This is a genomic window from Streptomyces sioyaensis, from assembly GCF_004122735.1.
In the GTDB taxonomy this organism is placed as follows: domain Bacteria; phylum Actinomycetota; class Actinomycetes; order Streptomycetales; family Streptomycetaceae; genus Streptomyces; species Streptomyces sioyaensis.
Genome location: NZ_SDIF01000010.1, coordinates 49,953 through 64,065 on the forward strand (window position 1 = coordinate 49,953; position 14,113 = coordinate 64,065).

Genomic DNA, 14,113 nt, shown 5'->3' on the forward strand with positions numbered 1-14,113 from the left:
GTCGCACGAGACGTTGTCCGTGTCGCACCTGATCTTGTTCGGCTCGCGTGCCGGAGACGACGTCGCCTGGGACGCCGGCCGACACGGCACCGAGGGACCTCGAAGACCGGGCCACCAAGGTCCCGGCCAACGTCCGACCGCCGCCCCGCGCGGGCTCAGGGGGTGGGCAGGCCGCCCGGGCGGGCAGGGCGGCCGAAGCGAACCGGTACGCCGGGGGAGTACAGCACGCTGACCGGCGGCCCGGTCGGCGACGGCAGCCCGGCGGCGGTCACCAACTCATCCTCACAGTGCAGGAGTTCGGCCCGATGAAGGGGCCAGCGCGGGTGGGTATTGGGCAGATACACCGGTCGGTCGAAGAAGGCGTTGTGCATGCCCCAGCGGGCGGTCAGGAAGTGTTCGAGGGCAGTCGGCTCCTCGATCCGCTCGCCGATGCGCACCGCGATCCGACAGCGCGCCCCGCGCGGCCCCGGCCACCGTCGGCTGCTGGTGTAGCTGATGGTGTCCGCGTCACGGTGGATCGCCATCCTGGCCCACATGTAGGGCAGCCGGAAGGCGCTGCGGGCGACGGCCACCGGCAGCAGCCGCGAGGCCTCCAGCGAGCGGAACACCACGCCGCGTCGGCCGTGCCGGTCCACCGAGTAGAGCCGCACGTTGGTCTCGGGAAAGGTGCCGAGGTACGGGACACCCGGCACCCTGAACCAGCCCACCCGGTGCATCCGGAACGCCACCAGGCCGATGTAGGTGAGCCCGTCGTGGGTGTCGGGCACTGTTCCGGCCGGCAGCAACGGCGCCACGTCCGCGGGGTCGGCGGCCCAGTGCAGGAACGACAGGTCGAGCCAGGACTGGGTGAGCAGCGTGTCCGGAACCTCGTGCACCGGATCGGGCGTTATCGGCTCCGCAGGGACAGGGGAGAGCGACATCACGTCAGCATCGCACACGCCTTCGACCGCCGACAGGACCCCGGTCGGCTCGTCACACGCACGCACGCACGGACGAACCGAACCCGAAACCGGGCCACATACACCCGCCCACCCCCCGAAGGGGGGTGGGCGGCGGGGAAACAACCCCTGGCGAAACAACCCCTACGGCGGGGAAACAACCCCCGCGGCGGGAAATCAACCCCCTACTGGCGGGAACTCCCTCCTGGCGGCCCCCTACTGCTGCACCACCTGTGCCACCGCCGCCTGCGGACGGATCGGGAGGCGGCCGATGGGGCGGCCGGTGGCGGCGCGGACCGCGGAGGCCACGGCGGCCGGTGAGGTGACGACCGGGACGGCGCTGGCGGGCTTGGCGCCGAAGGGGGCGACCACGTCCCGCTCCTCGACGAGCTTGACGATGCGGATGTCCGGCGCGTCCAGGGCCGTCGGCAGGGCGTAGCCGGTCAGGTCGGGATGGCGGACCTGACCGCGGGTGGTCCGCAGGTTCTCCATCAGGGCGGCGCCCAGCCCCTGGGTGACACCGGCTTCGATACGGGCCCGCAGCTGGCGGGGGTTGAGCACCCGCCCCACGTCCTGGGCAACGGTCATCTCCACGACCCGGATGGTGCCGAGCTCGATGTCGACATCGGCGACACAGCGGATCGCGCAGAAGGCGAGACCGACGAACGCGTCGCCCTGACCGCTCTCGTCCAGCGGTTCGCTCGGATGCGGCCGGCACTGGGCGGTGGCCCACAGTTCCTTGCCGTCCAGCGCCTCGGCGACGGTGGTGCTGAGCACCCCGTCGTACGAGGTGATCTTGCCGTCGTTGATCTGCAGCAGCTCGGTGGACATGCCGAACTTGTGGGCCAGCGGCTGGAGGAGCTGCGTACGGACCATCTTCGCGGCGCGCTCGACGGCGCCTCCGGAGACCCAGGTGTGCCGGCCGTGGCAGGCCGGGCCGGCCGGCGGCTGGTCGGTGTCGACGGGCGCGACGTGCACCTCCTGGACGCCGAGCGTCTCCTGCACGATCTGCCGCGCCAGGGTGGAGAACCCCGAACCGGTCTCGACGGCGGCGCAGATGACGGTGGCGACCGAGCCGCTGACCTTGACGGTGGCGGTGGAGACCTCGTCGGTGCCCTCCGCACCGAGCATGTGCACCATGCCCAGCCCGTAGCCGACGCCGCGGCGCACCGCGCCCGGCTCCCCCGCGCCCTCGGGTCCGCCCGGCAGGAGCCACTCCGCTTCGGGTGCATCCTTGGGCAGCTCGGGAAGCGGCGCTTCCTTGACGGCATGCAGGAGTTCGGCCACCGGGGCCGGGCAGGTCACCGTCTGCCCCGTGGGGAGCAGGTCGCCGGTGGCCATGACGTTGCGCAGCCGGATCTCGTCGGGCTCCAGGCCCAGCCGGGCGGCCAGCTTGTCCATCTGGCCCTCGTAAGCGGCGCAGACCTGCATCGCACCCTCGCCGCGCACGTGGCCGGACGGCGGGTTGTTGGTGCGCACCGCCCAGCCGTCCACGACGGCGTGCGGGACGACGTACGGGCCGCAGGAGAAGGAGACGGCGGCGGCCAGGGCGTCGGCGGAGGTGTCCGCGTAGGCGCCGGCGTCCATCAGGATCTGTGCCTCCACCTTGACCAGGGTGCCGTCGGCGTCCGCGTGGTGGCGGTAGCGCAGCAGCGTGGGGTGGCGGTGGGCGTGCGTGAGGAAGGACTCCTCACGGGTGGCGGCAAGCTTGACGGGGCAGCCCGTACGCAGCGCCAACAGGCCGAGCGCGAGCGAGACTCCGGGGTCCTCGCGGTCGGCGGTGGCACCGGGGACGCCGGTCACCACGACCTTGACCTGTTCCGGCGCGAGACCGAAGGAGGCGGCCGCCAGGTCGCGGTCGGTGTGCGGGTCCGTGGAGGCGGTGTAGATCTCCACGCCGCCATCGGGGCGCGGCACCGCGAGCCCCGCCTCGGCCCCGATGGGCGCCGGGTCCTGCCGGCCGATCCGGTAGAGCCCCTCGACCATCACCTCGCCCACGGCGTCGGCGTCGCCGAAGCGGAGCGGGATGTGCCGGATGAGGTTGCCGTCCGGGTGCAGCGGCTCGGCCTCGAAGGCCAGCTGGGGGTCGGTGACCGCCTCCTGGACCTCGTATTCGACGGCGATGGCGGCGGCGGCCAGCCGGGCCGTGTCGGGGTGGTCGGCGGCCACCGCGGCGATCGGCTCGCCGTGGTGGCGGACCTCGTCCTTGGCGAAGACCGGGCGGTCGGCGTTGCCGCGGCCGTGCGCCGCGTCGCCGGGGACGTCCTCGTGGGTGACGATGACGCGTACGCCCGGCATCTCCACGGCGTGCTTGGTGTCGATGGACAGGATCCGTGCGCGCGGGTGCGGGGAGCGCAGCACCGCGGCCCACAGCAGCCCTTCGGCCCACAGGTCGGCGGCGTACGGGAAGGTGCCCTCGGTCTTCGCCGGCGCGTCCTCGGACGGCAGGGAGACACCCAGGCCGTGCGGCGGCGGCTCGTCGGGGATCTGGACGCCCGCCGCAGGGGTCGCGGTGACGGCACCCGCGCCGTCGGACGTGCCACTCATGCCGAAACCTCGCTTCGCTCGGCCTCGCATTCGCTCAGCGTGCACCTCTCCCTGCCACTCCCCCGGCCGCCGGCCGGGGGGACCCCCATGCTGCGCTCGCTCATGCGGAGCCTCCCGTGTGCGGATCCTGGTCGTGCGGGGCGTGGCCCATGGGGTCGGCGGGGCCCGCCTGGTGGGGAATACGGGCGGTGTCCGCCGGCGTCTCCCCGTCCGTCTCGCCCTCCGCGGTGTCGGCGGCCTCCGCGCGGGCCTTGACGACCTCCTCGACGGCGTCCAGTACACCCCGGTAGCCGGAGCAGCGGCAGAGGTTGCCGCACAGCGCCTTGCGGGTCTCCAGCTCGCTGGGGGCGTGGTTGCCCTCCAGGAGGTCGTGGACGGTCATGGCCATCCCCGGTACGCAGAAGCCGCACTGCACCGCACCGGAGGCGGCGAGCGCGCGCTGTACGTCGGAGGGCACGCCGTTCTCCGCGAGCCCCTCGACGGTACGGACCTCGCTGCCGGCCGTGGTGGCCGCGGGCACCAGGCAGGACGCCACCAGCCGGCCGTCCACCTGGACCGAGCACGCCCCGCACTCACCCTGCGAGCAGCCGTCCTTGGCGCCGGCCAGGCCGAGGCGCTCGCGCAGGACGTAGAGCAGTGATTCGCCGATCCAGGCGTCGGTGACAGGCCGGTCGATGCCGTTCACCCGCAACACGAAGGAGGCGGCGGGGTGTTCGTCGTGGCCGTCGAGGCCGGAGCCGGACACCGGGGCCGCGGCGACGGCGCCGGCGTCGGCGTCGGTGAGGGGCTCGATGCCGGCGAGGGACTCCCCGTCACCGGCGGTGCCGTCGGCAAAGCGGTCGGCGGCGCTGTCGGTGGTGCGGTCGTCCGTGCCGGCGGCGTCGTCGGCGTCCCTGCCGTCCTCCGGGCCCGCGAAGTCCTCCGCGCCCGCGAGGTCGTCGGGGTCCGCGGAGTCGTTGGTGCCGGCGAAGTCGTCTGGGTCCGGGTGCGCGTCGGGCTCGGTGTGCGCGCCGGGCCCGCTGGTCTCCCGCGGGGCGTCCGGCGCGGCACCCCCGTCGTCCGGCGCGGCGGACTCGGCCGGGGCGTCGGGGTGCGCGAATTCGTCTGAATCCGGCGGCTGTTCGCCGTCGGCTCCCGGGACCGGCCATCCGCGCGTGCCGGTCATGTCGGGCATGTTCGCCATCGCGTCGGACAGGTCGGCCGCCGCGTCCTGCCGCTCCGGCGCCGCGTCGTGCGAAGGCTGTGCCGCCTCGGTGGCCGGCGGCCACTGGGCCAGCGCATCGGCCGGCAGCGACCAGTGCCCGGTCGCCTCGCCGGCCGCGGGGTGCCGGCCGCCGCCCGTCGCGTACGGGTCGGCGCCGCCGGGCAGTTCGGGCTCGGCGCCGTGGCCGGAAAGACCGCGCTCGTGCGCGTACGGGTCGCCCGCGGGGACGCCGAAGGGGCCGTGCGCCTCCCCGTGCACCTCCCCGCCGTGCGCGGAATCCCGCGGCTGCGCGGGGGGCGCCTCCATCCCGCCCGCGGCGTCCGGCCCGGCGGTGAAGTTCCAGTGCCCGGTCCGGGCGGCCTCCTCGGCGTCCGCCGGGCTCGGGGCCCGGTCGTACGCGGCCGGGTATCCGCCGTCCTGGTAGCCGGCGGCAGCGCCGTGCCCCGTAGGACCCGGATGTCCCGGATGCCCGGGGTGACGCTGGTAGCCATGGACGCCCGGATAGCCGCCGGCATGCCCCGTATGCCCTGTGTGCCCCGTCAGTTCGTCGTCGCCGAGCAGATACTCGCCGGACTCCTCCGGTCCGTCGTCCGCCGCCGCGGGGATCGACCAGGTGCCGGTACCGCCCGCCTCCGGGCTGCCCGCCACGGGCCAGTCCACCCGCTCGCCCCACGGCGGGGCCGCCTCGGGGGTGCCGCTGTGGTACGCCACCGAGTGGCCCTGGTGGGGCGCCTGCTCGGCAGGGGCCGGGTATCCGGCGGACGGGTCGGCGTATCCGGCCGAGGGGTCCGCGAACGGCATCGTCCACTGGCCGGTGGCGGCCGGGTCGGCGCCCGCGTCCGGGACCGGTGGTGTGCCGGCGTGCGGGGTGAAGGAGGACGGCGGGGTGTAGCCGTGGCCGGGGGCCTCCAGGGGTTCGGCGCCCGGGGTGCCGTAACGGGGCGCCCGCCCTTGGTAGATCCCGCTGGTGAAGCCTTCCGGGAGCTGTACGAAGGCCGTTGCCTCCGATTCGTACTCGCCGCCCTGCGGCAGCGGCTGCCAGCCCTGTTCGGGGTGCGGCTGGTACGGATGGCGGTTGTCGGCGTCACTCATGCCGAGCCCTCACTTCGCTCGGCCCCGCATTCGCGAGGCGCGCACCCTTCGATGATGATCCCCCGGTCTCCGACGGAGGGGACCCCCATGCCGCGCTCACTCATGAGAGCGCCCTCCCCAGTGCGCGGCGGGCCAGGGCTGCCACCGTACGGCGCAGGTGCAGTGCGGCCGGCGGCAGGGTGGCCGGTTCCGAACCGTCCTCGGGCGGCGCCGGGTCCGGGATGCAGGCGGCGGCGACGTAGTCACCGAAGGCCGTCAGCGCCTCGGGGACCAGGCCGCGTTCACCGTCCCAGTCGATGAGCGAGGCCACCCACTGTTCGGCCTCCAGGGGGCGCAGCGGCATGGCGGCGACCGCGCCCACCGCGCAGCGCACCCCGCGCCGCGCCGGGTCCAGGACGAGCGCCACCGACGCGGTGGCGCGGCCGGGCCCGGTGCGGCCGGTGGCCTTGAGGAAGGTCTGCGGGGCGTGCAGCAGCGGCACCCGTACGAAGCCGACGAGTTCGCCGGGGCTGAGCATCTCGCGGCCGGCCAGGAGGTGGCTGACCGGAATCTCCCGGCGGCCGCCCCCGGGGCCGGCGATGATCACCGTGGCTTCGAGGGCGGCGAGCACCGGGAGGGTGTCCCCCGTGGGCGCGGAGGTCACGATGTTGCCGCCGAGGGTGCCGGCGTTGCGGATCTGCGGTGGGCCGGCCGCGCGGGCGGCCGCGGCCAGGCCGGGGATCAGGGCGGCGAAGTCGGGGCGTCCCATACGGGCGAGGGTCAGACCGGCACCGAGCAGCGCATGGCCGTCCAGGTACTGCCAGCCGCGCATCTCACTGATCCGGTTGAGACCCACCAGGGCTGCGGGTCTGAGGTGTCCGGCGTTGACCGCCGCCATGAGATCGGTGCCGCCCGCGACGGGCACGGCGGTGGGCATGGCGGTGAGCGCCGCCACCGCCTCGTCGAGCGAGGCCGGCAACGTCACCGTGTGCGACGCCTGCGGTGCGTGCGTGGTCAAGCCAGCTGCCCCTTCCCCGGTGTCCCGGCAGTTCCGCTCCGCCGTACGGTACGTGCTCACAGCCCGGACGTGGCAACTCTGGCACATCTTCCCGGGCCCTCGGCGCGAGGGTCCACGAAGCGGCGGTCGGTCCCGGGACAGGGTTCTCGTCCGGTTTCGTCCGCCACCGACGGTACGGGCACTGCGGTGTGGCACGTCGGCGGCGGCGTCCGGCAGGGTGCAGCGGGACGCGCCCGCCGGCACTGCGGTGCTCGGTACGGCGGTGCGGGGGGACCGCCGTACCGCACCACCGTCCCAGGGACCGGCCGCACGGGCGCCCTCCTTGCACCGGGGCTCACACGTTTGGGGGCGCCCCGTCGATCGGGCGTCCGAGCACTCCGGGCCGTTTCAGGGTGCGGACTTGGTCGTTGCCCGCGCCGCCGGGGCACCGAGCCCGCGGCGCTGTACGGGTACGAAGAAGACGACCGGCACGGGGCGGCCCTCACGACCGATGCTGCCATGGCGGGGCGCCTTCCGGCCCCTAACTGCCGTGGTGGCGGAGGGGGTTCGCCGAGGGGAGCCGCGGGGAGGTCAGGGACACCCTGCACGGGCCCAGAACGCCGAGGGGCCCCGGTCCACGAGGGACCCGGGCCCGTACCGAGGCGGGTTCGTCACCGCCGCACGACGCACTGCCGGACGGGCCGCGTCCGCAGCCCGTCACCGTCCTTGCGCCGCGCGCGCACGACCGGCCGTCGCCGGCCGGGAGTTACGGTCCGCGGTGGCTACTTCTTGCCGCCGTCCTTGCCGCCCTTGTCCTTGTCGCCGCCGGCGCCCATGGACTCGAAGATCTCCTTGCACATGGGGCAGACCGGGTACTTCTTCGGGTCGCGACCCGGGACCCAGACCTTCCCGCACAGCGCCACGACGGGCGTACCGTCGAGCGCACTCGCCATGATCTTGTCCTTCTGGACATAGTGGGCGAAGCGCTCGTGGTCGCCGTCGCCGTGCGACACCTGCGGTGTCGGCTCTACGAGGGTGCCCGTACCTGCCCCGCGCTCGGGCTCAACAGTGCTCATAACAGCCAAGGGTACTCACGCGCGCCACAAGCCGGGAGCGTCGGTCCGGTGCCGGTGCCGGGCCGGGCGCACGGCCCCGGGGCACGGCCGCTACGAGGCGACCGCCATACCGCCCCGGTCCCCGGCCGTCAGGCCGAGCCGCACGGCGAAGGCCAGCGCGGCATCCGGCCGGACGTCGTACCAGGAGTCCTTGTCGCAGACCGCGTCCAGCAGCGCCGCGATGTCCGCCGCCCCTACCGTGCGGGCCGCCGCGAGGGCGAGGAAGGCACGGACCGCCGCACCGGGGTCGACCTCCGTCTCCGCCCGTGCCACGAGGTCCTCGACGAGCTTGTCGATCGCGGCGTCACCGGGAGCCGCCCAGTTCATCGCCATCTCCAGGCCGTCGTCCGGCATCTTCGCGGGATAGGGCGCACGGGCCCAGCCGCCGTCCTGCCACCAGTAGACGAACCCGAGGAGATTGCCCTCGGCGTCCTCCCGCAGCCGCTCCCAGGGCAGCCACTCGGGGCCGCCGGCCAGGAAGTCGATCCGCCGGCCCCCGTCGTGGGTGTAGCTGCCGTCCGAGTCCTGGCCGCACAGCAGTGCCCGGCCGCCCTCGAACAGCTGCAGCCGCCACCAGTAGCTGCCGCCGTCGTTCCAGCACTGCAGGCCGTTGCGGCCCCAGCTGTATTCGTCCCCGTCGTCCGCGCCGGCGGCCACCACGGCCAGGGTCGCGGCGCGCGCCCACAGGCGCTCCGGATGGTCGAGGTCCTCGGGCACGCTCGGCCTCTGCATGGCGCTCTCCCCCGTTTGTCCGGCGCGGCCCCGCCGACGCGGCCGCACACCTCGCCTGTTACGTCCGAACCCTAGCGACGGGGTCCGACAATTCCCCATGCCGAAGCCGTCACAATAATCCAGTCGTCAACAAAATTCGGGCCCCCGCGCCGGATTGCGGGAAGCCGCCCGCCCGACGCCCGCCCGCACCCGGACGGGGCTCAGTTCAGCGACGGGTCGTCCGGATACGTGGCCACCATCGCCAGTTCGTTGCGCTGGCGGCGCAGCACCGCGCGCCACAGCTGCTCCGGATCGGGCGAGGAGACGTCGCCGGGCTCGGACTCGACCACGTACCAGGCGCCCTCGACGAGCTCGTCCTCCAGCTGGCCCGGGCCCCAGCCCGCGTACCCGGCGAAGATCCGCAGACTGCCCAGCACCGCCGCGAGGAGTTCCGGCGGGGCCTCCAGATCGACCAGGCCGATCGCGCCGTGCACCCTGCGCCAGCCCAGCGGCTCGTCACCCGATTGGACGTCCGCCCGGTCCGCGGCCGGGGCGGCCGGGGCACCGGCCGGCTCCGCGCCGTCACCGCCCGCCAGCGTGCTGCCGTCCACGGAGGGGATGCCGCCCTCGCCGGACAGCCCGCCGGGCACCACGGCCACCCCGAGCGCGGAGTCCAGCGACACCGGGCCGCCCTGGAAGACCACCCCCGGCTCGCCGGCCAGTGCGGCCCAGGGGGCGAGGATGTCCGCCACGCCGACCGGGGTGGGGCGGTTGAGGACCACGCCGAGGGAGCCCTCCTCGTCGTGGTCGAGGAGCAGCACCACCGCGCGGTCGAAGTTCGGATCGGCGAGCGCGGGTGTCGCGACGAGCAGCCGCCCTGTGAGCGAGGACACCTCGGTCATGGCCACATGATCCCGCACTTCTGCCCGGAGCGGGGAGTCAACGCCGAGGCCCGTGCGAGAGCAGGGCAGGGCGTACGGCGGCAGCACCGGCGCACGACTTCGGAACGGATAGCCCATTCAAGACATTCACCGGCAATTTCAGCCAAAGGTTGATTACAGATCAAAGGCGGAAGGTAGCGGAGCGTGTTGTGGCAAAGCCATTACACGCGCGAAGCCTGCACGGGCCTACGGACTCACCCCCGGCCGCCCTTACCATTTCAGCTTGGCCCCTGCCCGTCTCCAGGAACGCGAGATCCATGACCGTCTCTACTGACGACGTACTGCTTGTCCACGGCGGCACCCCGCTCGAGGGCGAGATCCGGGTTCGCGGCGCGAAGAACCTTGTACCGAAGGCCATGGTCGCCGCCCTCCTCGGCAGCGGCCCCAGCCGGCTGCGCAATGTGCCCGACATCCGCGACGTACGCGTGGTGCGCGGGCTGCTGCAGCTGCACGGCGTCACGGTGCGCCCGGGTGACGAGCCGGGGGAGCTGATCCTCGACCCGTCGCACGTCGAGAGCGCCAACGTCGCTGACATCGATGCCCACGCGGGCTCCTCACGGATCCCGATCCTGTTCTGCGGCCCGCTGCTGCACCGCCTCGGCCACGCCTTCATCCCTGGCCTGGGCGGCTGCGACATCGGTGGCCGCCCGGTGGACTTCCACTTCGACGTGCTGCGCCAGTTCGGCGCGACGATCGAGAAGCGCGCCGACGGGCAGTACCTGGAGGCCCCGCACCGGCTGCGCGGCACCAAGATCCGACTGCCGTACCCGTCGGTCGGCTCGACCGAACAGGTGCTGCTGACCGCCGTCCTGGCGGAGGGCGTCACCGAGCTGTCGAACGCCGCCGTGGAGCCGGAGATCGAGGACCTCATCTGCGTCCTGCAGAAGATGGGCGCGATCATCTCCATGGACACCGACCGGACGATCCGGATCACCGGTGTCGACAAACTCGACGGTTACACCCACCGCGCCCTCCCGGACCGCCTGGAGGCCGCCTCCTGGGCGTCCGCGGCGCTGGCCACCGAGGGCAACATCTTCGTCCGCGGCGCGCAGCAGCGGTCGATGATGACCTTCCTCAACACCTTCCGCAAGGTCGGTGGCGCCTTCGAGATCGGCGACGAGGGCATCCGCTTCTGGCACCCGGGCGGTTCGCTCAACGCCATCGCCCTGGAGACCGACGTCCACCCCGGCTTCCAGACCGACTGGCAGCAGCCGCTGGTCGTCGCGCTGACCCAGGCGTCCGGCCTGTCGATCGTGCACGAGACGGTGTACGAGTCCCGGCTCGGCTTCACCTCCGCGCTCAACCAGATGGGCGCGCACATCCAGCTGTACCGCGAGTGCCTGGGCGGCTCCGCCTGCCGCTTCGGCCAGCGCAACTTCCTGCACTCCGCGGTCGTCTCCGGACCGACCCGACTGCAGGGCTCCGACCTGGTCATCCCCGACCTGCGCGGCGGCTTCTCGTATCTGATCGCGGCGCTGGCGGCGCAGGGCACCTCCCGGGTGCACGGCATCGACCTGATCAACCGCGGCTACGAGAACTTCATGGAGAAGCTCGTGGAGCTGGGCGCCAAGGTCGAGCTCCCGAACGGCGCACTGCGCAGCAACTGACCACGGCACAGCGGTCTTCTCGACAGACGGCAGCGGGCCCCGGCGTACACCGCCGGGGCCCGCTGCCGTGCGGAGTCCCGCATGCCGCGGACAACTCGGCGGGCGCGGCGCACCGTTCGCGCCGTCCGTCCTCGCGGCCCCAGGTCTCACCCGTACGGCGGCCCCGTACGGGACCGGGACGGCACCGCCGAGGTCGCACGGACCGTCCGGCCGACAGCCCCAGGGGCGCCCCGGCGGCGCCGGTTGCGGGCCGCCGGCGCATCTCCGGGCGTACCGGGCGGCGTTTCCGGCCCCTGCGGGGCCCTGGCGGCCTCGCTGGGGGGCGTGCGCCCGGCGGACTTCCCGTTCGGTGCGGCCGGCCGTCTCCGGCCGTCCACCGGCCGCCCGTGCCGTGGGACGCGACAGGGCGGCCACCCCTGGAAGGGATGGCCGCCCTGGCGTGCCGTGCTGAGGGTCTTACTTACCCTTGGCGGCTTCCTTGAGCTTGGAGCCCGCGGAGACCTTCACGCTGTAGCCGGCCGGGATCTGGATCGGGTCGCCGGTCTGCGGGTTGCGCGCGGTGCGAGCGGCACGGTGGGTGCGCTCGAAGGTCAGGAAGCCGGGGATGGTGACCTTCTCGTCGCCCTTGGCGACGACCTCGCCGGTCACCTCGGCGAGGGCGGCCAGAACGGCGTCGGCGTCCTTGCGGGTCACCTCGGCGCGATCGGCCAGAGCGGCCACCAGCTCACTGCGGTTCATGTTTGTACTCCCGTGTTCTTCTTGCCAATGAGGCGTGAGATCGAAGCCGATGCTGCCAGGGTCCTCGGACAGTCCCCGGACCCGGGTCTGGTGCCAGACCCTCGCGCCCGATTACGCATCCTGCCCCTACCTGCGGCGGTAAAGCCAATCCGGCACCCAGGAGGGTCACACGAAAAGCGCCACTGCCTCGTTAGTGGTCACGCTCCGTATCAATCCCGCTCCGGGCCGGCCCCACAGGGCGGCGGTCGCTTGCTGCCCGCCACCCTATGGGCGGCTCAACGACGGTGTTCCAGCGACGCGCCGACTCAGACGCTCGTGGCAGCCGTCACAGCCGCTTCGCCGCTCTTCGCCGCGTTCCGGACCGCGTCGGCCACCGCGCCCGCGACCTTCTCGTTGAAGACGCTGGGGATGATGTAGTTCGGGTTGACCTCGTCCTCCAGGACGACGTCCGCGAGGGCACCGGCCGCGGCCAGCATCATCTCGGTGTTCACCGTACGGGAGTGGGCGTCGAGGAGGCCGCGGAAGACACCGGGGAACACCAGGACGTTGTTGATCTGGTTGGGGAAGTCGGAGCGGCCGGTGGCCACGACGGCGGCGGTCTGCCGGGCGATGACCGGGTCGACCTCCGGGTCGGGGTTGGCGAGCGCGAACACGATCGCGCCGTCGGCCATCTTCGCGACGTCGTCGCCGTCCAGGACGTTGGGCGCGGAGACGCCGATGAAGACGTCCGCGCCGACCACGGCCTCCTTGAGGGTGCCGGTGACGCCCTCGGGGTTGGTGTTGTCGGCGATCCAGCGCAGCGGCGAGTCCGGGTCGGCGTCGACCAGGTCCGTCCGGCCGGCGTGCACCACACCGTGGATGTCGGCGACGACGGCGTGCCGGACGCCGGCCGCGATCAGCAGCTTGAGGATGGCGGTACCGGCCGCGCCGGCGCCGGACATCACGACCCGGACGTCCTCGGCCTTCTTGCCGACGACGCGCAGCGCGTTGGTGAGCGCGGCGAGCACCACGATGGCGGTGCCGTGCTGGTCGTCGTGGAAGACCGGAATGTCCAGGGCCTCGCGCAGCCGCGCCTCGATCTCGAAGCAGCGGGGGGCGGAGATGTCCTCCAGGTTGATGCCGGCGAAGCCGGGGGCGATGGCCTTGACGATCTCCACGATGGCGTCGGTGTCCTGGGTGTCCAGGCACAGCGGCCAGGCGTCGATGCCGGCGAAGCGCTTGAAGAGGGCCGCCTTGCCCTCCATGACGGGCAGCGCGGCCTTGGGGCCGATGTTGCCTAGGCCGAGGACGGCGGAGCCGTCCGTGACGACCGCGACGCTGTTGCGCTTGATCGTCAGCCGGCGGGCGTCCTCGGGGTTGTCGGCGATGGCCTGGCAGACGCGGGCGACGCCGGGGGTGTACACCATCGACAGGTCGTCACGGTTGCGGATGGGGTGCTTCGACGACATCTCGATCTTGCCGCCGAGGTGCATCAGGAAGGTACGGTCGGAGACCTTGCCGAGCGAGACGCCCTCGATGCCGCGCAGCTTGGAGACGATCTCGTCCGCGTGCGCGGTGGACGACGCGGCGATGGTGACGTCGATCCGGAGTTTCTCGTGGCCGGATGCCGTCACGTCGAGGCCGGAGACCGAGCCGCCGGAGGACTCCACGGCCGTGGTGAGCTGGCTGACTGCGGTCCCGCTGGCAGGGACCTCCAGCCGAACCGTCATCGAGTACGAGACGCTTGGCGCCGTTGCCATGGCCGACTTCCTCTGCTTTCCCTGGTTCTCTCTCAGCGGCTCCGTGGCCCGGGGTACCCGGTCCGGAGCAATGTTGACCGATCGTCGCACCTACCAGCCGGTACGCGGTAACCAGCCGCGACTTTCGGAAAGGCGATTTCACCATACGAGACGCGATCAGCAGTGCGGAGCCCCCGGCGAGCGGCTCCGGGGAACGTTGCGGCAACGGTCATCCGCCCGTCGCCCGCCGTTCAGCCGGCACCGAACGACTGCGGGCGCCTCTCCCGCAGGAGAGACGCCCGTAGTCGACGATCAGGCGGCACCGACCCGCCATGCTCGCCTCGCGGCAAGTGGTCGCTCGTAGCGACGATGGTTGGGCCCGGGGGCTTGGATCGAGCCGGTGCCGTCACCCAGGCTAACAAACCATCCCCGGAAGCGAATCCCGTCCCGGGGGGCCGATCTGAAGACCCCTCGTACGGCGGTGCCCGGCGCCCGGCGGGGCCGCCGTACGGGTGCCGGGCGGGGC

At 73.1% G+C, this 14,113-nt stretch carries 10 protein-coding genes; 1 reads left to right on the plus strand and 9 read right to left on the minus strand.

Translation table 11 applies throughout. The features are described from left to right. Positions 1–155: 155 nt before the first annotated feature. The 7 genes from EST54_RS05750 to EST54_RS05780 form a co-directional block, all read right to left on the minus strand. Positions 156–920, minus strand: a complete 765-nt coding sequence (locus tag EST54_RS05750) for a YqjF family protein (RefSeq protein WP_129245695.1) — start codon at positions 918–920, stop codon at positions 156–158. Between the two features lie 234 nt (positions 921–1,154). Beyond that, positions 1,155–3,485 (minus strand): xanthine dehydrogenase family protein molybdopterin-binding subunit, encoded by a 2,331-nt coding sequence (locus tag EST54_RS05755; RefSeq protein ID WP_129245697.1) that lies wholly within the window; start codon positions 3,483–3,485, stop codon positions 1,155–1,157. 100 nt (positions 3,486–3,585) lie between these two features. After that, positions 3,586–5,781, minus strand: coding sequence for a 2Fe-2S iron-sulfur cluster-binding protein (locus tag EST54_RS35825; RefSeq protein ID WP_129245699.1), 2,196 nt, complete (start codon positions 5,779–5,781; stop codon positions 3,586–3,588). Between the two features lie 100 nt (positions 5,782–5,881). Beyond that, entirely contained in the window at positions 5,882–6,778 is an 897-nt protein-coding gene (locus EST54_RS05765; RefSeq protein ID WP_129245701.1) for an FAD binding domain-containing protein, read from the minus strand. Positions 6,779–7,539: 761 nt separating this feature from the next. Continuing rightward, entirely contained in the window at positions 7,540–7,833 is a 294-nt protein-coding gene (locus EST54_RS05770) for a DUF3039 domain-containing protein (protein WP_078568732.1), read from the minus strand. Between the two features lie 90 nt (positions 7,834–7,923). Further along, positions 7,924–8,604 carry a hypothetical protein gene (locus EST54_RS05775; protein ID WP_129245702.1) on the minus strand — a complete coding sequence of 227 codons (681 nt, stop codon included), beginning with the start codon at positions 8,602–8,604 and terminating at the stop codon, positions 7,924–7,926. 200 nt (positions 8,605–8,804) lie between these two features. Next, positions 8,805–9,485 (minus strand): YqgE/AlgH family protein, encoded by a 681-nt coding sequence (locus tag EST54_RS05780; RefSeq protein ID WP_129245704.1) that lies wholly within the window; start codon positions 9,483–9,485, stop codon positions 8,805–8,807. A 296-nt stretch (positions 9,486–9,781) separates the two neighbouring features. Between EST54_RS05780 and murA the strand changes: the two genes are divergently transcribed. Beyond that, on the plus strand, positions 9,782–11,131 hold the full coding sequence (gene murA / locus EST54_RS05785) for a UDP-N-acetylglucosamine 1-carboxyvinyltransferase (protein ID WP_129245706.1): 1,350 nt from the start codon (positions 9,782–9,784) through the stop codon (positions 11,129–11,131). A 456-nt stretch (positions 11,132–11,587) separates the two neighbouring features. On the opposite strand, the gene EST54_RS05790 is transcribed toward murA, so the two are convergent. Further along, positions 11,588–11,869, minus strand: coding sequence for an HU family DNA-binding protein (locus EST54_RS05790; RefSeq protein ID WP_006605312.1), 282 nt, complete (start codon positions 11,867–11,869; stop codon positions 11,588–11,590). A 305-nt stretch (positions 11,870–12,174) separates the two neighbouring features. Next, positions 12,175–13,608 (minus strand): NAD-dependent malic enzyme, encoded by a 1,434-nt coding sequence (locus EST54_RS05795; protein ID WP_129245708.1) that lies wholly within the window; start codon positions 13,606–13,608, stop codon positions 12,175–12,177. Between the last annotated feature and the right edge of the window lie 505 nt (positions 13,609–14,113).

Bases quoted from the DNA above. Each gene is read 5' to 3' on its own strand.
- EST54_RS05750 (WP_129245695.1), bottom strand. From the start codon at position 920: ATGTCGCTCTCCCCTGTCCCTGCGGAGCCGATAACGCCCGATCCGGTG.
- EST54_RS05755 (WP_129245697.1), bottom strand. From the start codon at position 3,485: ATGAGTGGCACGTCCGACGGCGCGGGTGCCGTCACCGCGACCCCTGCG.
- EST54_RS35825 (WP_129245699.1), bottom strand. From the start codon at position 5,781: ATGAGTGACGCCGACAACCGCCATCCGTACCAGCCGCACCCCGAACAG.
- EST54_RS05770 (WP_078568732.1), bottom strand. From the start codon at position 7,833: ATGAGCACTGTTGAGCCCGAGCGCGGGGCAGGTACGGGCACCCTCGTA.
- EST54_RS05775 (WP_129245702.1), bottom strand. From the start codon at position 8,604: ATGCAGAGGCCGAGCGTGCCCGAGGACCTCGACCATCCGGAGCGCCTG.
- EST54_RS05780 (WP_129245704.1), bottom strand. From the start codon at position 9,485: ATGACCGAGGTGTCCTCGCTCACAGGGCGGCTGCTCGTCGCGACACCC.
- murA (WP_129245706.1), top strand. From the start codon at position 9,782: ATGACCGTCTCTACTGACGACGTACTGCTTGTCCACGGCGGCACCCCG.
- EST54_RS05790 (WP_006605312.1), bottom strand. From the start codon at position 11,869: ATGAACCGCAGTGAGCTGGTGGCCGCTCTGGCCGATCGCGCCGAGGTG.
- EST54_RS05795 (WP_129245708.1), bottom strand. From the start codon at position 13,608: ATGGCAACGGCGCCAAGCGTCTCGTACTCGATGACGGTTCGGCTGGAG.